The sequence below is a fragment of the Mesorhizobium sp. M0898 genome (assembly GCF_040319695.1).
In the GTDB taxonomy this organism is placed as follows: Bacteria; Pseudomonadota; Alphaproteobacteria; order Rhizobiales; family Rhizobiaceae; genus Mesorhizobium.
Map to the genome: position 1 here is coordinate 45,401 of NZ_JAMYOE010000006.1, position 20,308 is coordinate 65,708.

19 protein-coding genes are annotated in these 20,308 nt (G+C 63.9%); 18 read left to right on the plus strand and 1 reads right to left on the minus strand.

What is annotated here, in order from left to right; translation table 11 throughout:
- Nucleotides 1–209: 209 nt before the first annotated feature.
- From NKH90_RS10025 to NKH90_RS10065, 9 genes are all read left to right on the plus strand, one after another.
- Entirely contained in the window at nucleotides 210–1,148 is a 939-nt protein-coding gene (locus NKH90_RS10025; RefSeq protein WP_352470045.1) for a cell wall hydrolase, read from the plus strand.
- Nucleotides 1,149–1,389: 241 nt separating this feature from the next.
- The gene (gene recR, locus NKH90_RS10030; protein ID WP_023676872.1) at nucleotides 1,390–1,995 is read left to right on the plus strand and encodes a recombination mediator RecR; all 606 of its coding nucleotides are present in this window, start codon (nucleotides 1,390–1,392) and stop codon (nucleotides 1,993–1,995) included.
- A 178-nt stretch (nucleotides 1,996–2,173) separates the two neighbouring features.
- Nucleotides 2,174–3,439 (plus strand): lytic murein transglycosylase, encoded by a 1,266-nt coding sequence (locus tag NKH90_RS10035; RefSeq protein WP_352819213.1) that lies wholly within the window; start codon nucleotides 2,174–2,176, stop codon nucleotides 3,437–3,439.
- A 201-nt stretch (nucleotides 3,440–3,640) separates the two neighbouring features.
- The gene (locus NKH90_RS10040; protein WP_352770749.1) at nucleotides 3,641–5,284 is read left to right on the plus strand and encodes an ABC transporter substrate-binding protein; all 1,644 of its coding nucleotides are present in this window, start codon (nucleotides 3,641–3,643) and stop codon (nucleotides 5,282–5,284) included.
- Between the two features lie 31 nt (nucleotides 5,285–5,315).
- Nucleotides 5,316–6,383 carry an ABC transporter permease gene (locus NKH90_RS10045; protein ID WP_352448583.1) on the plus strand — a complete coding sequence of 356 codons (1,068 nt, stop codon included), beginning with the start codon at nucleotides 5,316–5,318 and terminating at the stop codon, nucleotides 6,381–6,383.
- A gap of 13 nt (nucleotides 6,384–6,396) precedes the next feature.
- A complete protein-coding gene (gene nikC / locus NKH90_RS10050; RefSeq protein ID WP_352448584.1) occupies nucleotides 6,397–7,317 on the plus strand; it encodes a nickel transporter permease in 921 nt (306 codons plus the stop codon).
- Between the two features lie 10 nt (nucleotides 7,318–7,327).
- Nucleotides 7,328–8,161 carry an ABC transporter ATP-binding protein gene (locus NKH90_RS10055; protein ID WP_254816190.1) on the plus strand — a complete coding sequence of 278 codons (834 nt, stop codon included), beginning with the start codon at nucleotides 7,328–7,330 and terminating at the stop codon, nucleotides 8,159–8,161.
- Nucleotides 8,158–8,907, plus strand: a complete 750-nt coding sequence (locus tag NKH90_RS10060) for an ABC transporter ATP-binding protein (RefSeq protein ID WP_352542927.1) — start codon at nucleotides 8,158–8,160, stop codon at nucleotides 8,905–8,907. The genes NKH90_RS10055 and NKH90_RS10060 overlap by 4 nt, the downstream gene beginning before the upstream one ends.
- A gap of 353 nt (nucleotides 8,908–9,260) precedes the next feature.
- On the plus strand, nucleotides 9,261–10,538 hold the full coding sequence (locus tag NKH90_RS10065; protein ID WP_352819214.1) for a 4-aminobutyrate--2-oxoglutarate transaminase: 1,278 nt from the start codon (nucleotides 9,261–9,263) through the stop codon (nucleotides 10,536–10,538).
- A 9-nt stretch (nucleotides 10,539–10,547) separates the two neighbouring features.
- Here the strand turns inward: NKH90_RS10065 and NKH90_RS10070 are convergent, their stop codons facing one another.
- A complete protein-coding gene (locus NKH90_RS10070) occupies nucleotides 10,548–11,801 on the minus strand; it encodes an NAD(P)/FAD-dependent oxidoreductase (protein ID WP_352770755.1) in 1,254 nt (417 codons plus the stop codon).
- Between the two features lie 426 nt (nucleotides 11,802–12,227).
- Between NKH90_RS10070 and NKH90_RS10075 the strand changes: the two genes are divergently transcribed.
- The 9 genes from NKH90_RS10075 to olsA all read left to right on the plus strand — a co-directional run bounded on the left by NKH90_RS10075 (nucleotide 12,228) and on the right by olsA (nucleotide 20,306).
- Entirely contained in the window at nucleotides 12,228–13,517 is a 1,290-nt protein-coding gene (locus tag NKH90_RS10075; RefSeq protein WP_352819329.1) for an imelysin family protein, read from the plus strand.
- A 56-nt stretch (nucleotides 13,518–13,573) separates the two neighbouring features.
- Entirely contained in the window at nucleotides 13,574–13,885 is a 312-nt protein-coding gene (locus NKH90_RS10080; RefSeq protein ID WP_023676882.1) for a (2Fe-2S)-binding protein, read from the plus strand.
- A complete protein-coding gene (gene bfr, locus NKH90_RS10085) occupies nucleotides 13,851–14,336 on the plus strand; it encodes a bacterioferritin (protein ID WP_023676883.1) in 486 nt (161 codons plus the stop codon). Before NKH90_RS10080 ends, bfr begins: the two co-directional genes overlap by 35 nt.
- Before the next feature lie 12 nt (nucleotides 14,337–14,348).
- Nucleotides 14,349–15,956, plus strand: coding sequence for a di-heme oxidoreductase family protein (locus NKH90_RS10090; RefSeq protein WP_352470052.1), 1,608 nt, complete (start codon nucleotides 14,349–14,351; stop codon nucleotides 15,954–15,956).
- Nucleotides 15,956–17,029, plus strand: a complete 1,074-nt coding sequence (locus tag NKH90_RS10095) for an imelysin family protein (RefSeq protein WP_352819215.1) — start codon at nucleotides 15,956–15,958, stop codon at nucleotides 17,027–17,029. The genes NKH90_RS10090 and NKH90_RS10095 overlap by 1 nt, the downstream gene beginning before the upstream one ends.
- A 2-nt stretch (nucleotides 17,030–17,031) precedes the next feature.
- Entirely contained in the window at nucleotides 17,032–18,138 is a 1,107-nt protein-coding gene (locus tag NKH90_RS10100) for a DUF1513 domain-containing protein (protein ID WP_352767055.1), read from the plus strand.
- Between the two features lie 159 nt (nucleotides 18,139–18,297).
- Nucleotides 18,298–18,990: a tRNA (adenosine(37)-N6)-threonylcarbamoyltransferase complex dimerization subunit type 1 TsaB gene (gene tsaB / locus NKH90_RS10105; RefSeq protein ID WP_352470056.1), complete on the plus strand. Its 693-nt coding sequence runs from the start codon at nucleotides 18,298–18,300 to the stop codon at nucleotides 18,988–18,990.
- Complete coding sequence (rimI, locus tag NKH90_RS10110) at nucleotides 18,990–19,484, plus strand: ribosomal protein S18-alanine N-acetyltransferase (RefSeq protein WP_352470057.1); 495 nt, start codon at nucleotides 18,990–18,992, stop codon at nucleotides 19,482–19,484. Before tsaB ends, rimI begins: the two co-directional genes overlap by 1 nt.
- A 21-nt stretch (nucleotides 19,485–19,505) precedes the next feature.
- Nucleotides 19,506–20,306: a lyso-ornithine lipid O-acyltransferase gene (olsA, locus tag NKH90_RS10115; protein ID WP_352819218.1), complete on the plus strand. Its 801-nt coding sequence runs from the start codon at nucleotides 19,506–19,508 to the stop codon at nucleotides 20,304–20,306.
- Nucleotides 20,307–20,308: the final 2 nt, after the last annotated feature.

The window sequence follows — 20,308 nt, forward strand, 5'->3', positions numbered from 1 at the left end:
ATGAGGCCGGTCGAACGCGACGCGCTAGTCAATCGGTATGCCGTTACAGTGGCCGAAGAGTGCAGCGGCCCAGTGCTCGCTCTACCGCCAACTGTGTCTATTGGGCAACTCCCCACACTTAATAACGCTTTAGCCATCTTTTTGCCTGAAAGTGTCTCATTCTTGCCGCAACCAGGGGCGGGCTGGCAGCAGAATTGAGGGGACACCTGTTGATCTCTACCCGATGGAAGACGCCGTTGCGGCTCGGCGTCGTTATCTCGCCGCTGTTTTTGGCCGCTTGCAGTCAGACCGCCTCGCACGGCATGTCCAGCCTGACCGATGCCATTACGCCGAGTTTCCTGAGCTCGCGCTCCTACAATTCCACGCCGAAGGAGAAGGAATGCCTGGAGCGGGCGATGTTCTTCGAGTCCAACCGCTCCAGCCGTGACGGCATGATTGCGGTCGGCACCGTGGTGATGAACCGGCTGCGGTCCGGCAATCACGGCAACACCATCTGCCAGGTCGTCGGCGAGCGCGGGCAGTTCGCGCCGGGCGTCATGACACGGCCGATGAATTCGAAGGCGATGCCCGACGTCGAGGAAGCCGCCGAGGCGGTGCTCAAGGGCGAGCGCAAAGCCAAGCTGAAGAACACCATGTATTTCCACACCGCCGGCCTGCGCTTCCCCTACAAGAACATGCATTACACCATGGTCGCCGGCGGCAATGCCTTCTATGAAAAGCGCGGCCGCAACTGGCAGCCGCTGCCGGACGAACCGGTGGTCGCCATGGCCCAGGCCAAGCCGCAAGCGCCTGCCGCTCAGGCCATACTTGTCGCCTCGGCGGAGCCGGCTCGCGAGGTCAAGCCGACATTTGCCAAGGCAACCTATGTTACCGCCGCCGCATCGCTGCCGGCAAAGCAGACAAGGGTGACCGCCGGAATGGCGACCCCGGAGAAGGCGACGGCGGAGAAGCCGATGCTTGTGGCGCTGCAGGAACCAATGCAGGAGCCGGATGCGGCCCGTTTTGGCGGAACCGCGAGCGAGCGGCCTGTCACCTCCTTCCAGGCCGCGCCGGCAGAGCCGACAATGTCGTTCGAGGCGACGCCCGAGAACACCGACGCCATCGGCGCGATGATCGCCGGCCAGACCCGGCCACTGGAAGAAAACTGAGGCGGCAGCACTGGCCGCGACGTCGGCCTTCCCTTCTCCCCTTGTGGGAGAAGGTGGCCTCGCGGAGCGAGGTCGGATGAGGGGTGCTCCAGCTTGGCATCGACGGCGCTCCGGCCAACACCCCTCAACCGTCTTGGCGCTGCGCGCCAATCCACCTTCTCCCACAAGGGGAGAAGGGAAGAGCGGAGCCCCTGGCCGCTCAACTGTTCCAAAGCGCGCGGAAAAATCCTAAACCGGTGCGATGTCGAAGCGAATCGCCGGTCCCGAGATCGAACGCCTGATCCAGCTGCTGGCCAAGGTGCCGGGGCTCGGTCCGCGTTCGGCACGCCGTGCCGCGCTCCACCTCATCAAGAAGAAGGAACAGCTGCTGGCGCCGCTCGCCGCCGCCATGGGCGAGGCGGTCGACAAGGTGCGCATCTGCTCGACCTGCGGCAATGTCGATACCTCGGATCCATGCATGATCTGCACCGACCCCCGCCGCGACCCCACTACGCTCATCGTCGTCGAGGACGTGGCCGACCTTTGGGCGCTGGAGCGGGCGACAGCCATGAACGTGCGTTACCATGTGCTCGGCGGTACGCTGTCGCCGCTCGACGGCATTGGTCCTGATGAGCTAAACATCCGTTCGCTGGTCGATCGCGTCGCCGGTGGCGAAGTCAAGGAAGTGATCCTCGCCGTCAACGCCACTGTCGAGGGCCAGACCACCGCGCACTACCTCACCGACCAGCTTTCCGGCTTCGACATCAAGGTGACGCGCCTGGCGCACGGTGTTCCGGTCGGCGGCGAACTCGATTATCTCGACGAAGGTACGCTGGCCGCAGCACTGAAGTCGCGGACAGTGTTTTGAGGCGAGTTGCGGGGAGAGTGCTTCCGAGATGATTGCGTTCCGTCGCGCCCCCCTCTGTCCTGCCGGACATCTCCCCCTCAAGGGGGGAGATCGGCAGCCTCGACATCCCCGCCAAGCTTGCGACGTTGAAGATTGGCGAACACAGACGCGACAGCCAATCTCCCCCCTAGAGGGGGAGATGTCCGGCAGGACAGAGGGGGGCGCGACAGGACGCCGACTTCGCAGGCTGGCCGTCGCGTTTTTTCTCGCCTTCCTCCTCGCCACCCCCGCCTCCGCCGCAAAGATCGACGACCAGTTCCGCGCCTGGCTCAGCAACGACCTCTGGCCCGAAGCCAATGCCAAAGGCATCTCCAGGAAAACCTTCGATGCCGCCTTCGAAGGCGTCAAGCCGAACCTGAAGCTGCCCGACCTGGTGAAGCCGGGCGAGAAGGCGACGACGCCGCAGAAGCAGCATCAGGCCGAATTCGGTTCGCCGGGCGCCTATTTCGCTGAAAAGATAGTCCGAGCGGTGACCGCCGGCGGCCGCACCCGCGAGGCGACCAACGCCAGGACGCTTGCCGCGATCGAGAAACGCTACGGCGTGCCTGGCGAAGTGCTGCTGGCGATCTGGGGCCGCGAGAGCGGCTTCGGTGCGGCGAAGATGCCTTATGACGCCTTCGAGGTGCTGGGCACCAAGGCGTTCATGTCGACCAAGAAGGAATTCTTCCGCACCGAGCTCTTGGCTGCGCTCGAGATCGTCGAGCGCGGGCTTGCCCCGGTCGGCGTGATGAAATCGTCTTGGGCAGGCGCGCTTGGCCAGCCGCAGTTCATGCCGACATCGTTCCTCAAGCATGCCGTCGATTTCGACGGCGACGGCCGCACCGACATCTGGAATTCGACGCCCGATATACTGGCATCGATCGCCAATTATCTCGTCCATTATGGCTGGGTCAGGGGCCGCGGCTGGGGCTTCGAGGTGACTGTGCCGGACAGCGTCCCGTGCTCGCTCGAAGGTCCGGACCAGGGCAAGAAGATTTCCCAATGGGCTGATATGGGCATCAGGCGTGTGTCGGGTAAACCGTTCCCGGCGAGCGAACTGAAAGCCGAGGGCTTTCTTTTGATGCCGGCCGGGCGTAGCGGCCCGGCCTTCATCGTCACCCCCAATTTCTATGTGCTGAAGCAGTATAACACCAGCGATCTCTATGCCCTGTTCATCGGCCATGGCGCCGATCGCATCGCCCATGGCGACAGCAATTTCTCGGGCAATTGGGGCGCGGTCGGCGGGCTCTACCGCTCCGACATCGCCGCCCTGCAGCGGGCGCTGGAAGCTAAGGGCTACGATGTCGGCAGCGCCGACGGCCTGCCTGGCTTCAAGACGCGCCGCTCGATCGGCAAATGGCAGGCCAGCAACGGCCGTTCCGCTACCTGCTTTCCCGACGCCGACCTGGTTACCGCGCTGAAATAGCCGGATTTTCGCACCGCCGGTCTGGCCCAATCGACCGTTCTGCAAATGCTCGTTGCCGCGCTCGAAACCGCCGGATATGGTGAACCGGAACCGCACAAAAAATTGCCAAGACAACGGTCCGGGGATCACCGTTCGACGCGGCAAGAAATGCCACAACCCTGAGCCGGGAACTCAGGTCAACAAAAACAGGGAACAGTTAAAATGATGATGGAAAAGTTTGCTCTACGCTCCCGCTTCTTGCTCGCGGGCGCGGCTATGTCCGCGCTGCTTCTGGCCGGTGCGCCTGCCTTCGCGGTCACGCCCGCCGACACGCTGGTCGAGGGTTTCGCCATCGACGACATCATCACCATGGATCCGGGCGAAGCATTCGAATTGTCGACCGCAGAGGTCACCGGCAACACCTATGATCTTCTGGTACGCCTCGACCTCAGCGACACATCCAAGGTCAAAGGCGATCTCGCCGAAAGCTGGAGCGTCTCCGACGACGGCCTGACCTACACGTTCAAGCTCAAGCCCGGCCTCAAGTTCGCCTCCGGCAATCCGATCACGGCGGCCGACGTCGCCTATTCGTTCGAGCGCGCCATCAAGCTCGACAAGAGCCCGGCCTTTATTATCGGCCAGTTCGGTATCGATGGCGGCAACGTCACCGAGAAGGCCAAGGCCGTTGATGACACCACGTTCCAGTTCACGGTCGACAAGGCCTATGCGCCGAGCTTCGTGCTGAACTGCCTGTCGGCGACGGTCGCCTCGGTCGTCGACGCCAAGCTGGTCAAGGAGCATGTCGCGGCGGTCACGCCGAGCGCCGACTACAAATGGGACAATGATTTCGGCAATGCCTGGCTAAAGACCGGCTATGCCGGCTCCGGTGCCTTCAAACTGCGCGAATGGCGCGCCAACGAGGCCGTCGTGCTGGAGCGCAACGACAATTACTACGGCGAGAAGGCCAAGCTTGCCCGCGTCATCTATCGCAACATGAAGGAAAGCTCTGGCCAGCGCCTGGCGCTGGAGGCCGGCGACATCGACGTTGCCCGCAATCTCGAACCGAACGACCTCGATGCGATCGCCAAGAATGCCGACCTCACCACCACCAGCGCGCCGAAGGGCACGGTCTATTACATCAGCCTCAACCAGAAGAACGCCAACCTCGCCAAGCCCGAGGTTCGCCAGGCCTTCAAATATCTGGTCGACTACGACGCGTTGAGCTCGACCATCCTCAAGGGCATCGGCGAGATCCATCAGACCTTCCTGCCGAAAGGCGTGCTTGGCGAGCTGGACGAGAATCCGTTCAAGCTCGACGTCGCCAAGGCCAAGGAACTGCTCGCCAAGGCCGGCCTCGCCGACGGCTTCAGCGTCACCATGGACGTGCGTACCGGGCAGCCGACGACGGGCATGGCGGAATCGATCCAGCAGACGCTGGGACAGGCCGGCATCAAGCTGGAGATCATCCCCGGCGACGGCAAGCAGACACTGACCAAATACCGCGCCCGCAACCACGACATCTATATCGGCCAGTGGGGCCAGGATTATTTCGATCCGAACTCCAACGCCCAGACCTTCGCCAGCAACCCCGACAATTCGGATGAAGGCAAGACCAAGACGCTGGCCTGGCGCAACGCCTGGGACATTCCGGACTTGACCAAGCAGACCGAAGCCGCCCTGCTCGAGAAGGACGCGGCCAAGCGCGCCGCAATGTACCAGGATCTCGAGAAGAAGATTCTCGATACCAGCCCCTTCGTCATCATCCACCAGCAGCTGGAAGTGGCCGGCCTGCGCAAGAACCTCAAGGGCTTTGCGCTCGGCCCGAGCTTCGACACCAACTTCGTCGGCCCCGTCTCGAAAGAGTGATGCCGGGGAGTGACGCCGGCGGACGCGCCGTATGAGCGTAGTTGAAAGCGAAGTGACGGCAGGGCGCGGTGGCGCCCGCGCCGTTGCCGTGGCCTCATCGATCGCCCGGTTCCTGGTCATCGCGATAACGACCTATCTCGGTCTGCTCGCGGTGACCTTCTTCATCGGCCGCGTGATCCCGATCGACCCGGTGCTGGCGGTGCTCGGCGACCGGGCGCCGGCCAACGTCGTCGAGCGAACGCGCCGCGAGATGGGCCTCGACCTGCCGCTGGTCGAGCAGTTCTACATCTATGTCAAACATGCCCTGAACGGTGATTTCGGCACCTCGGTGCTGACCACCAATCCGGTGATGACCGATATCCGCCGCGCCTTTCCGGCGACGCTCGAACTGGCGACGTTAGGAACATTGATCGGTTCGGTGATCGGCGTGCCGCTTGGCGTGCTGGCCGCCGTGCGGCGCGGCAGCGTCATCGACCAGATCGTGCGCATCATCGGCCTTGTCGGTTATTCCGTGCCGATCTTCTGGCTGGGGCTGCTGGCGCTGGTGCTGTTCTACGCCAAGCTGCAATGGGTCGCCTTTCCCGGCCGGCTCGACGTCGTCTACGAATACACCTTCACGCCGATTACCGGCTTTTACCTGCTGGATGCGCTCTGGCAGCGGCAGTGGGACGTATTTGCCGATGCCTTCCGCCACATCATCCTGCCGGCCTCGCTACTCGGCTATTTCTCGCTCGCCTACATCAGCCGCATGACGCGCTCGTTCATGCTGAACGAACTCACCCAGGAATATATCGTCGCAGCGCGCGCCAAGGGCCTGTCGGAAACGCGCATCATCTGGGGTCACGCGCTGCGCAACGCCGCGGTGCCGATGGTCACGGTGATCGCTCTGTCCTATGCCGGGCTGCTCGAAGGCTCGGTGCTGACCGAGACAGTGTTTTCGTGGCCGGGCATCGGCCTCTACATCACCAACTCGCTGCAGAACGCCGACATGAATGCCGTGCTTGGCGGCACGATCATCATCGGCTCGGTCTTCATCGCCATCAATCTCTTCTCCGACCTGCTCTACCGGCTGCTCGACCCAAGGACCAAGGCAGGATGAGGACCAAGACAGGATGAGCACGGAAGCGATTCAAACCCGCCGCGACTGGCTGCTCAGCGAGCGGCCGGCGTCGCGCGTCCAGGCGAGGCTCGGCCGCGCCTATGTGGCGTGGCGGCGCTTTTCCGCCAACCGGCTGGCGTTTGCCGGCCTGCTCATCATCGTCGCCCTGCTGGTGGTCGCGGCATTCGCCGATGTGCTGGCGCCCTATTCACCGACATTCGGCGACCTCAAGGGCTCGCGGCTCCTGGCGCCGAGTGCGGCGCACTGGTTCGGCACCGACGATCTCGGCCGCGATATCTATTCGCGCATCATCTTCGGCTCGCGCTGGACACTGTACGTCGTCATTCTGGTTGCCATCATCGCCGCGCCCATCGGCTTGCTGGTCGGCACCGTCGCCGGTTACGCCGGCGGCTGGACCGATGCGATCCTGATGCGCATCACCGACATCTTTCTCGCCTTTCCGAAGCTGATCCTGGCGCTGGCCTTTGTCGCCGCGCTCGGCCCCGGCATCGAAAATGCCGTGCTTGCCATCGCCATCACCTCGTGGCCGCCCTATGCCCGCATTGCCCGCGCCGAAACGCTGACGGTGCGCAATTCCGATTACATCAAGGCGGTGCAATTGATGGGCGCCTCGCCGTTTCGCATCGTGCTTCGCCACATCATGCCGCTCTGCATCTCCTCGCTGATCATCAGGGTGACGCTCGACATGGCCGGCATCATCCTGACCGCGGCCGGCCTCGGCTTCCTCGGCCTCGGCGCGCAGCCGCCGCTGCCCGAATGGGGCGCGATGATCGCGTCGGGCCGCCGCTTCGTGCTCGACCAGTGGTGGGTGGCGGGTGCTCCGGGCTTTGCCATCCTCATCGTCAGCCTCGGCTTCAACCTGCTCGGCGACGGACTGCGCGACGCGCTCGATCCCCGAAGCGGTGACCAATGAGTGGCGACCAATGAGCACGCTTCTCGAAGTCGACGACCTGCGCGTTACCTTCCCGACGCGCACCGGCCTGATCGAGGCGGTGCGCGGCGTTTCCTTCTCGCTCGGCCGCGAGCGGCTCGGCATCGTCGGTGAGAGCGGTTCGGGCAAGTCGCAGACCGGCCGCGCCATCATGGGCGTCACCCCGCCGCAGGCCGAGGTGACCGCGAAGACGCTCGCTTTTGACGGCATCGACCTGCTGGCCGCCTCGCCGCGCGAGCGCCGCGCGCTGCGCGGCAAGCGTATCGCCATGATCCTGCAGGATCCGAAATATTCGCTCGACCCGGTGATGAGCATCGGCCGCCAGATCGTCGAGACGCTGCGCACGCATGAGAAGGTCTCCAAGGCCGAAGCCCGCGACCGCGCGCTGGCCATGCTGGAGGCTGTGCAGATCCGCGATCCGGCCCGTGTCTTCGACCTGCATCCGCACGAGGTTTCCGGCGGCATGGGCCAGCGCGCCATGATCGCCATGATGCTGATCGCCGGGCCAGAAATGATGATCGCCGACGAGCCGACCTCGGCACTCGACGTCACTGTCCAGCTCGACGTGCTCGGCATCCTCGACCGGCTGGTCAGCGAGCGCGGCATGGGGCTGATCTTCATCTCGCACGATCTGCGCCTGGTCTCGTCCTTCTGTGATCGTGTCATCGTCATGTATGCCGGCAAGGTGGTCGAACAGCTCAAAGCCTCGGAGCTCGGCCGCGCCCAGCATCCCTATACGCGCGGCCTGCTCAACTGCATGCCCAAGATCGGCGCCGACCGTCACCCGCTGCCGGTGCTCGACCGCAAGCCGGAGTGGGCAGCATGACGGCAGCCCTTTCCGTCGACAGGCTGGAGGTGGTCTTCGACCGCTTCCGCGCGTTGAAAGGCGTCAGCCTCGAGGTCGAATCCGGTGAATCCTTCGGCCTGGTCGGCGAGTCCGGCTCCGGCAAGTCGACGTTGCTCAGGGCAATCGCCGGCCTGGCGCCGGCCGCATCAGGCACCATCGCGGTCAACGGCAAAACGCTCGGCGCGCGTCGCGACAAGGCGTTTTACCGCGAGGTGCAGATGGTCTTCCAGGACCCGTACGGTTCGCTGCACCCGCGCCAGACCGTCGACCGCCTGCTGCAGGAGCCGCTCGCCATTCACGGCTTCGCCGACGGCGAAAAGCGCATCCAGCGGGCACTCGACGAGGTCGGCCTCGGCACCGGGTTCCGTTTTCGCTATTCGCATCAATTGTCCGGCGGTCAGCGCCAGCGCGTGGCGATCGCCCGCGCCCTGATTCTGGAACCGTCGATCCTGCTGCTCGACGAGCCGACCTCGGCGCTCGACGCTTCGGTGCAGGCGGAGGTGCTGAACCTGCTGGAAGAGATCAGGCGCCGCCGCAAGCTGACCTTCCTGATGGTCAGCCACGACCTAGCCATCATCACCCACATGTGCGAACGGCTGATGGTGATGCAGAACGGCGAGGCGATGGAGAATCTGACCGCGGACGATCTTGTCGAACGCCGTGTCACCAAGGATTATACGCGCAATTTGCTGAGGGCCAGCGAGGGATTTGTGCGGACGGCGTGAGTAGGCTTGCTTTCAATTCCCCGCGTCGTGTTCTTTCGCGCCCCCTCTGGCCTGCCGGCCATCTCCCCCACGGGTGGGGAGATTGGCCGTCACCACTGATTTCGCCAATCGCCAACGTTATAGAAGGAACGCTGCCGACGAAGCTGCCAATCTCCCTCCTTGTGGGGGAGATGTCCGGCAGGACAGAGGGGGGCGCGAAGGAACGGGACTTGGCAACTTTGTGTCAGGTCGCCCGCCGGACCGCAGGCCCAATCGCCCGCCGCCAGTGCCAACTTGAGGAAAACCTGAAATAAGCCCAGAAGAGTCTCAACAGCCATCAAACGAGAGCGGGCGCCGGCCCGGTGAGGGATACGATGACAAATTCAGCCATTTCCGAACGCAAGAGCCAGTCGATTTCGCGCGGCGTCGGCATGACCACTCAGATCTATGCCGATCGCGCCGAAAACTCGGAGATCTGGGATGTGGAAGGCCGCCGCTACATCGACTTCTCGTCCGGCATCGCCGTCGTCAACACCGGCCACCGTCACCCCAGGGTGATCGAAGCGGTCAAGGCGCAGCTCGACCGCTTCACCCATACCTGCTACCAGGTCGTGCCCTATGAGAGCTATATCCGGCTGGCCGAACGGCTGAACGGCATGCTGCCCGGCAAGTTCGACAAGAAGACGATTTTTGTCACGACCGGCGCCGAGGCGGTCGAAAACGCTATCAAGATTGCCCGTAACGCCACCGGCCGGCCGGCGGTCATCGCTTTTTCCGGCGGCTTTCACGGCCGCACCTTCATGGGCATGGCACTGACCGGCAAGGTCGTGCCCTACAAGGTCGGCTTCGGCGCCATGCCGGCGGATGTCTTCCATGCGCCGTTCCCGGTTGCGCTGCACGGCGTGTCGGTCGCCGATTCGCTGGCTGCGCTCGACCGGCTGTTCAAGGCCGACGTCGATCCGGCCCGCGTTGCCGCCATCATCGTCGAGCCGGTGCAGGGCGAGGGCGGCTTCTACGAGGCGCCGCGCGATTTCATGACCGCATTGCGCAAGATCTGCGATCAGCATGGCATGCTGCTGATCGCCGACGAGGTGCAGACCGGCTTTGCCCGCACCGGCAAGATGTTCGCCATGGACCACCACGAGGTGGCGGCCGACATCACCACCATGGCCAAGAGCCTAGCCGGCGGCTTCCCCTTGGCGGCGGTCACCGGGCGGGCCGAGGTCATGGATGCCCCGAACCCCGGCGGACTCGGCGGCACCTATGGCGGCAGCCCGATCGGCGTCGCCGCGGCGCATGCCGTGCTCGACGTCATCGACGAGGAGAAGCTCTGCGACCGGGCCAACACGCTGGGCAACCGTCTGAAGCAGCGCCTGCAAGCGATCCGCGACGAAGCCCCGGAGATCGTCGATATCAGAGGCCCCGGCTTCATGAACGCGGTCGAGTTCAACGATGTGGCGAAGGGCCTGCCGTCTCCGGAACTCGCCAATGCGGTCCGGCTGAAGGCGCTCGACAAGGGCCTGATCCTGCTGACCTGCGGCGTCTACGGCAACGTCATCCGCTTCCTCGCGCCGATCACCATCCAGGATGGCGTCATGAACGAGGCGCTCGACATTCTGGAAAGTTCGATGCGCGAGGCCCGCGCCGCCTGAGCGATACGATTATTCTGCAGCGCGGACAGGCTCTCCTTCCTGGAAGGCGGCGAGCGCCGCCTTCAGCCCGTCGGGCCCGGTCGCGACAATCTGCGGCGACGGCGAAAAGCCGGCGCCGAGCATCTTGCGGCCAAGCATGTGGTCGCCCGGCCGGTTGACCGATTCGATGCCGAGCAGCCGGCTTCCGGCATAGTGGTAGATGGAGAATTTGTTCTCGGCCACGTCGCCCAGCACGACATGGCTGTCGCCACCCGCAATCAGGCCGACCATCTGCAGCTTCATGTCGCCGATATCGGACCAGAACCACGGCACCGCCGAGTAATTGTCGGTGTGGCCGGCGATGGTGCGTGCGGCGAGCCGCGCCTGGTCAGTGGCGTTCTGTACCGATTCCAGCCGCACGTCGCCGCCGGTGAACCAGTGCCGGTAAGACGCCGCGTCGCCGATGGCGAGGATTTCCGGCACCGACGTGCGCATCTGCTGGTCGACGCGGATGCCGTTGGCGATGGCAATGCCGGCGGCTTCGGCCAGTTCGACATTCGGCACGACCCCGATACCGATGACGACCATCTGCGCCGGCAATGTCTCGCCGGATGAGGTGATTGCAGCCGAAACACGGCCGTTCTCGTCCTCCAGCCGTTCGATGGTGGTGCCGGTAAGGATGCGCACACCGGTGGCCTCCAGCCGCTGGCGCACATGGCCGGCGATGACCGGTGCCACGGCGCGGCCGAGCAGCCGGTCGACCGCCTCGACCACCGTAACCTTGCGGCCTGCCGCGGTGAGCGTCGCGGCAATCTCCAGGCCGATGAAGCCGCCGCCGAGGATGACGACCTCCTCGCTTTGCGCGCTCAATTCGCGGATCAGGCGGGCATCGCCGAGCGAGCGCAGCGACACAACGCCGGAAAGCTCCGAACCCGGCAGCGGCAGCAGGCGCGGCCGCGCGCCGGTGGCGAGGATCAGCCGGTCAAACGGCAACACACCGCCGCCCGATATCTCCAGCCTGCGGCCGCCTACGTCGATCCGCTCGACCCGGATGCCTGGCCGGAAGTCGATGGCGCTGCCGGTATAAAAAGCCTCGCCGCGCAACGGCTGCGGCTTTGCTTGCTGATCCTTGATGAAGGTCTTCGACAGCGGCGGCTTGTGGTAGGGCAATTCGTTTTCGTCGCCGACCAGGATCACCGGGCCGTCATAGCCTTCTTCGCGCAGGCTGGCGGCCGCTTGCACGCCCGCATGACCCGCACCGACAATGACGACCCCGTTTTTCATAACAGCCCGATTCCTCATCCAAATCTAGGACGTCTCGCCAGGTGGCGATTGTCCGGCGCCGCCGCAAGAGCGCCGATCCGGGTCGCACCCGGAACGGCCGCCTGTCAACTGCGTCATGCGCCGGCATTCCTCATACGTCGGTGTTAAAGTTGACAGTTCTAGTTTAGAATAATTCTAAACTGTTGTTTCAATTGAATTTTTTCTATGCCACCAGTTGACATCCGGCGTCTTCGCCGTTTTATGGAAGCTCGCGCGTCAGCGCACCCCTTTGATGTCTGGGCCTTGAACCCTTTCGATTGGAGGCATTTCGGTGTCTTTCTTCCGCGAACCGCGCGATGGCGCGACCCTTCTTTGCCCGCTGGCAGCTGCCCGCCGTGGCGCCGGCATTTCATTGATTCCCGAGGAGAGACAATCATGAGAACGATGATGACCGCGCGGTATGGCGGCAGGCTTGCGGCGATCGGCGCCACCGCAATGCTGACGGCGGCCGTGTTCGTGCTGCCGGCCAACGCGCAAACCGATGCCAAGGCGGTCATCAAGACCTATTCCGACATTGCGCTCGCCAAATACGAGGATTCGCTGATCACGGCCGAGGCGCTCGACAAGGCTGTCGATGCGCTGCTCGCCAAGCCATCTGCCGAAACGCTGAACGCCGCCCGCGAGGCCTGGAAGGCATCGCGCGTTCCCTATCAGCAGACCGAGGTCTATCGCTTCGGCAATGCCATCGTCGACGACTGGGAAGGCAAGGTGAACTCCTGGCCGCTCGACGAAGGCTTGATCGACTATGTCGCCAAGAGCTACGGCACCGAGTCGGACGCCAACGCGCTCTACACCGCCAATGTGATCGCCAACAAGTCGATCGAGATCAACGGCAAGAAGGTCGACGCCACCGACCTGACGCCGGAGTTCCTCTCCGGCACCCTGCAGGAGGCCGGCGGTATCGAGGCCAATGTGGCGACCGGCTATCACGCGATCGAATTCCTGCTTTGGGGTCAGGACCTGCACGGCACCGGTCCGGGCGCCGGCGAACGGCCCTACACCGATTACGACCTCGCCAATTGCACCGGCGGCAATTGCGACCGTCGCGGACAGTATCTGAAATCGGCGAGCGACCTTCTGGTTTCCGATCTAAAGGATATGGTCGACGACTGGAAGGAAGGCGGCGGCGCCCGCAAGACCCTTGTCGATGGCGAGCCGAACGCCGCCATTTCGACCATCTTCACCGGCATGGGCTCGCTGTCCTATGGCGAGCTCGCCGGAGAGCGGATGAAGCTCGGCCTCTTGTTGCACGACCCGGAAGAGGAGCACGATTGCTTCTCCGACAATACCTACAACTCCCATCTTTACGATGCGATCGGCATCCGTGCCGCCTATCACGGCAGCTACAAGCGGCTCGACGGCACTGTCGTCGAGGGGCCGTCGGTGGCCGACATGGTCAAGGCGGCCGACCCGGCGGTTGCCAAGGAATTGTCGGACAAACTGGACGTCACCGTCGCCAAGATGGAGGCCGTCAAGGCGCGGGCGCTTGCCGGCGAGGCCTATGACCAGCAGATCGGAGAAGGCAACACGGAAGGCAATGCCACTGTGCAGGCGGCGATCGACGCGCTGGTCGATCAGACCAAGTCGATCGAACGCGCCGTCGGTACCCTGAAGCTCAATGCGATAGCCTTCGAGGGCTCGGACAGCCTCGATTCACCGGACAAGGTGTTCCAATAGACTATCGAAACCACCAGCCACGCGACGCAGCGAAGCGCCGTTAGCCAGAGCGAAAAATGCTGATCTGCCATTGCAACATCATCACCGAAAAGGAGATAGAGCAGACGATCGTCGGACTGCTGGATGAGGACCCCTGGCAGCTGATCGTGCCGGCGAAGGTCTATCACGCCATGCACAAGCGCGGTCGCTGTTGCGGCTGCTTCCCAAATGTGGTCGAAACGATCATTCGGGTCACCGAAAATTACCATGCCCGCTCGGCGGCGAGTGGCGTGGACATCGTTTCACACCTGGATCGCGTCAGAGGCCTGCGCGTCCAATACGGGAGCAGAACCCATGAAAGGCGAACAGCAGATCATAGAGCGGCTTAACGAGGCTCTGTTTCTGGAACTTGGGGCGGTCAATCAATACTGGGTGCATTTCCGGCTGCTGGAAGACTGGGGATATGCCAAGCTAGCGAAGAAGGAACGCGCTGAATCGATCGAGGAAATGCACCATGCCGACCGGCTCGTGGCGCGCATCATCTTCCTCGAGGGCCATCCGAACCTGCAGTCCGTGGCGCCGCTGCGCATCGGGCAGAATGTCAAGGAAGTGCTCGAATCCGATCTTGCCGGCGAATATGACGCGCGCACCGCCTACAAGCGTTCGCGCGAGGTTTGTAACGAAGCAGGCGACTACGTGACGATGAAGCTGTTCGAGGAATTGCTGGCTGACGAGGAAGGTCACATCGACTTTCTCGAGACGCAACTCGACCTGCTCGCCTCGATCGGCGAAGAAAAGTACGGTCAACTCAACGCAGCGTCGGCCGACGAGGCGGAATAAGGATATGCCGGAATGCGGCGCCCCCTAGATTTCATGCGCCGCTTGCGGCCGGCCGAGCATTGTGGCCTGCCGCCTCAGAAGAAGCCGCGATACGGTATCCTTCGCGGCGCCTTTCTTGCCGTGGTGGCGACGCTCACAGCCTCGGCGCTGGCCGGGGCGCCGCAACCGGCGGGGCTTGCCACCAGCCGCACGGATCTGACGCCGAAGGATCTGGCGCGCGTCATCGCCATCACCAGGCCGACCAGCGATTTCTCCAAGCCCGAGCAATTCGAGCTGATGCAGGGCGGCGCCGGCACCTCGAAGAAGGACGTCAACAAGGACGCCTTCTCGCAATCCTCCGCCAACATCAGCTTCGAGGAAGAGGGCACCTTCAAGCTCGGCAACGCCATTTTCCGCAAGAACTGGGTGTCCTCGCCATCCTCGACACAAGCCTCGGATGGGCTCGGTCCGTTGTTCAACGAGCGCGCCTGCCAGAACTGTCATCTGAAGGACGGTCGCGGCCATCCGCCCCAAGGCGACAGCGGCACCACCTCGATGTTCCTGCGCCTGGCAAGGGAAGCCAGTACCGAGGAGGAGAAAGCCGCGCTCGCCGATCACAAGGTGCTCAACTTTCCCGACCCGGTCTATGGCACACAACTTCAGGAGCTAGCCGTTCCCGGCCTGCAGGGCGAAGGCAGGATGCATGTCGATTATCAGGAGCAAAAAGTAAAACTGGCGGACGGCAGCGTCGTGTCGCTGCGTAAGCCGAGCTATTCGGTCGAGGGTCTCGCCTACGGGCCGCTCGATCCGCACACCACGCTGTCGCCGCGCATGACACCGCCGATGATCGGCCTTGGCCTGGTCGAGCAGATCGCTCCCGCCGACATCCTTACGCGTGCCGATGCGGCCGACCGCGATGGTGACGGGATTTCCGGCAGGCCAAACATAATACGCGACGCCAGCAGCGGTGAACTGACGCTCGGCCGTTTCGGCTGGAAGGCGCAGGCGGCATCGATCCGCCAGCAATCGGCGGACGCTTTTGCCGGCGATATTGGCATTTCGACGCCCGAAGTGCCGAAGCACTGGGGCGATTGCAGCGCCGCGGAAAAGACCTGCCTTGGCCTACCTAACGGTGTACAGGAGCGCCTCGGTCCGGTCGAAGCGCCGCCGCCGGTCATGGACCTCGTGACCTTCTATTCGCAAAACCTTGCCGTGCCGGCCCGGCGCGATCTCGACAGACCGGACGTGCTCGCCGGCAAAAAACTATTCTACGATATGGGCTGCATCTCCTGCCATACGCCGAAATTCGTCACCCGTCGCGACACCCCGAACAAGGCGCAGGCCTTCCAGCTGATCTGGCCCTATTCCGATTTCCTGCTACATGAAATGGGACCCGGTCTTGCCGACGGACAGGCGGTGGGCGAGGCCACGGGAAGCGAATGGCGCACGCCGCCACTGTGGGGCATCGGGCTCACCCAGACCGTCAGCGGCAACACCTTCTTCCTGCATGACGGGCGCGCACGAAGCCTGGCCGAGGCGATTCTGTGGCATGGCGGCGAGGGTCAGAAGGCGCGTGACCGCTTTGCCGCTGCCGATGCGGCCGACCGCGCCGCGCTGATCAAGTTTCTGGAGTCGCTCTGATGCGGAAGCGTCTTGCATTCGCTCTGATGCTGGTCCTCGCCGGTGCGCTGCCGGCATCCGCGACGGTGAAGGCTTCGGATGTGATCCAGCGGGCGATCGACGGCTTCGTCCGCCCGGCCTATGCCAGATTGCATGACCATGCGGACAGCTTGGCCAAGACCATGCACGCGCTTTGCCAAGCGCCCTCGCGAGACAATCTCGATGCGGCACGCGCCGAATTCTCAGGCGTCGTGGATGCCTGGTCGGTGGTGGAAATCATCCGTTTCGGGCCGATCGCGGAAAACAACCGGCTTGAGCGCATGCTGTTTTGGCCGAATCGCAAGAGCATCGGCCTGAAGCAGGTGCAGGCAGCACTTGCCGGCAAGGATCCGACAGCCGCCGATCCGGCCCAGCTGGCTACAAAGAGCGTCGCCATGCAAGGGCTCGGCGCACTGGAATTCGTCCTCTACGGCGACGGAGCCGGTCAATTGGTCGGCAGGGACGACGCCTATCGCTGCGCCTACGGTGCGGCCATTGCCGGCAATGTCGAGACGATTGCCGGCGAGGTTGGCGATGCCTGGAACGAGCCCAACGGCTTTGCCGCGCTCTGGGCCAATCCGGGTCCGCAGAACGCGCTCTACCACGACGGCACCGAAGCGGTGACCGAACTGGTCGGCGTCTTCATCAACGAGCTGGAAATGGTCCGCGACGTACGCCTGAAAGGCTTCCTGGGCGCCAAGCCGGAGGCCGACAAACCGAAACAGGCGATCTATTGGCGCTCGCAAAACACCGCCCGCTCGCTGACCGGGAATCTGGCGGGCATGGACACGCTGTTCCAGGCCTCGCAGCTTGGCGACGCGCTGCCGCCCGATGCGCGCTGGATGGCAGAATCGGTCCACATCCAGCTCACCAACGGGATCGAGGCGGCCAAGGCGATCAGGGGACCGATCGACAAGGCACTTGCCGATCCGGCGCTGCGCCAGAAGCTCGACTATTTCTCGCTGGTGACATCCAGCCTGACGACCCTGATCGGCACCAGGCTGACCGCCGAATTCGGCCTGACCGCCGGGTTCTCGTCATTGGATGGTGACTGATCATGAGGACGCCGCTGATCGATCGGCGCGATTTCCTGAGGGCCGCAGGCGCTGGTTTCGTAGCGGCGATGGCGCCGTCGGCCTGGGCAAAGACAATCGACGCCGACGCGGTCTTCGCCACCGCTTTCGTCAAGCGCGACGGCAGCTATGGCGCGGCCGTCCTGTCCGAGGCCGGCAAGTTGTTGCACACGATCGATCTGCCCGATCGGGGCCACGACGTTACCTTCGACCCGGTGTCCAAGCGTTCGGTGGTGTTTGCCAGGCAGCCGGGCACCTTTGCTGTCGTCTTCGACCATACCGGCCGCGATAAACCCCACACCATTGCCAGCGTTGCCGGCCGGCATTTCTTCGGCCATGGTGTGTTCTCGGCCGATGGCACGCTGCTCTACGCAACCGAGAACGATTTCGACAATGCCGCCGGCGTCGTCGGCGTCTATGACGCGCATGCGAAATTCAAGCGCATCGGCGAGTTCCCGACCTACGGCGTGGGCCCGCACGAACTTCTGCTTCTCTCCGACGGCAGGACAATCGCTGTCGCCAATGGCGGCATCGAAACGCATCCGGATTATGGCCGCGCCGAGCTCAATATCGCAACGATGAAGCCTTCCTATGTTCTGGTCGACCGCCTTACCGGCGATCTCACCGAAAAGCACGAATTACCGCCGGCGCTGCACCAACTGTCGATCCGCCATATGGATGCCGACCGCTCCGGCACCGTCTGGTTCGGCTGTCAATACAGGGGGCCGGGTACCGATCGTCCGCCACTGCTCGGCCGCGCGGCGCGCGGCATGGACCTGAAATTACTCGACATGTCGCAGGACGTGCTCTCCGCCTTCAGGAACTATATCGGCTCGGTCGCCGCCAACCCTGCTGCCGGCACCATCGCGGTGTCTTCGCCTGAGGGCAATTCACTTGCCGTGATCGACGCGGCCAGCGGCCGCATCGTCGCCACCAAGGCGCTGGTCGAGGTTTGCGGCGTTGCAGCCGATGGGGAAAGCTTCATGGCGACGACCGGCGCCGGCGATATCGTCGAGTCCGGTGGCTCGATACATTCCGAGCCTGACTATGTCTGGGACAATCACGTGCTGCGTATCGAGCAGGTCGGCTAGTCCCGATACCTATTGTGGCGATTGCGTGCGTTGGAACTTACATTCTTGGACCCGCGCCGAAGCCAAGTCGCCTGACGATTTATCCATTATTCCCTTGCGGGGATCAGCCCTGGCGGGCAGAGGGAAGCTGTTTTCGAAACTGTCTCAACCGGCCGCTTCATGAAATTGCTTGCCATCGACTGTGCCGCCAATCTCTGCGCCGCCTGCGTCTACGACGCGGCGGCCGGGAAAGAACTCGGCCGTTCGGTGCTCGATCTCGGTAAGGGTCATGCCGAGCATCTGATGGGTGTCATCGAAAAGGCGTTGGGGACCAGCAGAACCGACTATTCCGGCCTCGGCGCCATTGCCGTTTCGACGGGTCCGGGCTCCTTCACCGGTCTGCGCGTCGGCGTCTCGGCGGCGCGCGGCCTTGCGCTGGCGCTGAAAATCCCGGCGATCGGCGTGACGACTCTGGAGGCCCTGGCGGCGCAAGCGAGAGCGGCATTTCCCGGTCGCGCCGTGCTCGCCGCGCTCGATGCAGGTCGCGAGGAGATCCATGCGGCACTTTACGATGAGAGGTCGGTTCTGATCTTTGGTCCGGCCGTGACCGCGCTCTCGCAAGCAGCAGCCATGGCGGTCGACAGATCTGCGGTTCTCGCCGGCACGGCGGCAACCCAAATTGCCGCGGCGGCCGGGCGCAGCTTCGATCTCGGCGGGACGGCGGCCACCGCCGACATCGCCGTCTATGCCCGGCTGGCCGCCGCCCAACGTGCCGGTAAAAAGGGCGAGGGCGAAAAGCCGAAACCGCTCTATCTGCGCGGCGCCGACGCCAAGCCGCAGGCCGGCTTTATTCTATCTAGGCAAAAAAACTGATGCGCATTCCATTCCTCCAGCCGCGTCGCAGGGACTATGCGATCGAGCCGCTGACGGTTGCCGACAGTGCGGCCATGTCGGTGCTGCATCGCGAGGATTTCGCGCGGCCGTGGACCGACGACGAATTCGCCGCGCTGCTCGAGCAGGACACGGTGTTCGGCTATGCCGCGCGCGAGACCGGACAGGGTGCCAAGCCGCCGGTCGGCTTCGTGCTGGCTCGGCTGGCGGCCGGCGAGGGGGAGATCCTGACGGTCGCGGTGGCACGCTCGCATCGGCGCCGGGGGCTCGGCTGGCAATTGATGGATGCGGTGCTGCGTGAACTGCACGCACAGCGCGCCGAGGCACTTTTCCTCGAGGTCGACGAGACCAATGTCGCCGCGATCGCGCTCTACCGGCGGTTCGGCTTCCGCGAGGTCGGCAAGCGCGCCAACTATTACAAGTCGCCGGAGCACGGCCCGACCGGCGCGCTTGTCATGCGCCGCGATCTTCGCTAGCCAAACGCCGGGGTGGTGCGGATGATAGGAAAAATCAGGATTTTCCTGGCCCTGGGGCTGGTTGTCGTCGGCTCATTGGTGCTTGTGCCTTTGCAGATACTGTCGATGAGGACCGGACTCTGGCGCGAGACCTTCATCCTGAAGATCTGGCACAGGGTGATCGTCAGGGCGCTGGGGCTGCGCATCCATGTCAAGGGAGCGCTGTCCGGCCAGCGCCCATTGCTGATTGCTGCCAACCACATCTCCTGGACCGACATCATGGTGCTGGGGTCGATGGTCGACGTGACGTTCATCGCCAGGGCCGATATGGCAGGCTGGCCGCTGATCGGCATGCTGTCGAAGCTGCAGCGCACCGTCTTCATTGAACGTGAGCGCAAACGCTCGTCGGGCGACCAGGCGAGCGAGATCGCCCGCCGGATGGCCAAGGGCGACGCCATGGTGCTGTTCGCCGAAGGCTCGACCGGCGACGGCAACATGATCCTGCCGTTCAAGAGCACGCTGTTCGGCGCCGCTACAATGGCGATTGCCGAAGGGGCGGCCGAACAGGTCTTCATCCAACCGGTGGCGATCGTCTATACGCGCCTGCATGGCGTGCCGCTCGGCCGCCGGCATCGGCCGGTTGCCGCCTGGATCGGCGATGAGGAGCTGATGCCGCACCTCAAGGTGCTGATGGCCGAGGGCGCCCTCGACGTCGAGGTGCATTTTGGCGAGGCGATTGCTTTCTCCAGGGGCTCGAGCCGCAAGGAGACGGCAAAGCAGATGGAACGCCAGGTGCGCGAGATGGTGCAGGCGGCGCTCGCCGAACCGCGCCCGAGCCGGTAGTC

Excerpts from the sequence above, each read along its gene's own strand:
- recR (WP_023676872.1), top strand. The coding sequence starts at position 1,390 with ATGTCGAAGCGAATCGCCGGTCCCGAGATCGAACGCCTGATCCAGCTG.
- NKH90_RS10035 (WP_352819213.1), top strand. The coding sequence starts at position 2,174 with ATGTCCGGCAGGACAGAGGGGGGCGCGACAGGACGCCGACTTCGCAGG.
- NKH90_RS10040 (WP_352770749.1), top strand. The coding sequence starts at position 3,641 with ATGATGATGGAAAAGTTTGCTCTACGCTCCCGCTTCTTGCTCGCGGGC.
- NKH90_RS10045 (WP_352448583.1), top strand. The coding sequence starts at position 5,316 with ATGAGCGTAGTTGAAAGCGAAGTGACGGCAGGGCGCGGTGGCGCCCGC.
- nikC (WP_352448584.1), top strand. The coding sequence starts at position 6,397 with ATGAGCACGGAAGCGATTCAAACCCGCCGCGACTGGCTGCTCAGCGAG.
- NKH90_RS10055 (WP_254816190.1), top strand. The coding sequence starts at position 7,328 with ATGAGCACGCTTCTCGAAGTCGACGACCTGCGCGTTACCTTCCCGACG.
- NKH90_RS10060 (WP_352542927.1), top strand. The coding sequence starts at position 8,158 with ATGACGGCAGCCCTTTCCGTCGACAGGCTGGAGGTGGTCTTCGACCGC.
- NKH90_RS10065 (WP_352819214.1), top strand. The coding sequence starts at position 9,261 with ATGACAAATTCAGCCATTTCCGAACGCAAGAGCCAGTCGATTTCGCGC.
- NKH90_RS10070 (WP_352770755.1), bottom strand. The coding sequence starts at position 11,801 with ATGAAAAACGGGGTCGTCATTGTCGGTGCGGGTCATGCGGGCGTGCAA.
- NKH90_RS10075 (WP_352819329.1), top strand. The coding sequence starts at position 12,228 with ATGACCGCGCGGTATGGCGGCAGGCTTGCGGCGATCGGCGCCACCGCA.
- NKH90_RS10080 (WP_023676882.1), top strand. The coding sequence starts at position 13,574 with ATGCTGATCTGCCATTGCAACATCATCACCGAAAAGGAGATAGAGCAG.
- bfr (WP_023676883.1), top strand. The coding sequence starts at position 13,851 with ATGAAAGGCGAACAGCAGATCATAGAGCGGCTTAACGAGGCTCTGTTT.
- NKH90_RS10090 (WP_352470052.1), top strand. The coding sequence starts at position 14,349 with ATGCGGCGCCCCCTAGATTTCATGCGCCGCTTGCGGCCGGCCGAGCAT.
- NKH90_RS10095 (WP_352819215.1), top strand. The coding sequence starts at position 15,956 with ATGCGGAAGCGTCTTGCATTCGCTCTGATGCTGGTCCTCGCCGGTGCG.
- NKH90_RS10100 (WP_352767055.1), top strand. The coding sequence starts at position 17,032 with ATGAGGACGCCGCTGATCGATCGGCGCGATTTCCTGAGGGCCGCAGGC.
- tsaB (WP_352470056.1), top strand. The coding sequence starts at position 18,298 with ATGAAATTGCTTGCCATCGACTGTGCCGCCAATCTCTGCGCCGCCTGC.
- rimI (WP_352470057.1), top strand. The coding sequence starts at position 18,990 with ATGCGCATTCCATTCCTCCAGCCGCGTCGCAGGGACTATGCGATCGAG.
- olsA (WP_352819218.1), top strand. The coding sequence starts at position 19,506 with ATGATAGGAAAAATCAGGATTTTCCTGGCCCTGGGGCTGGTTGTCGTC.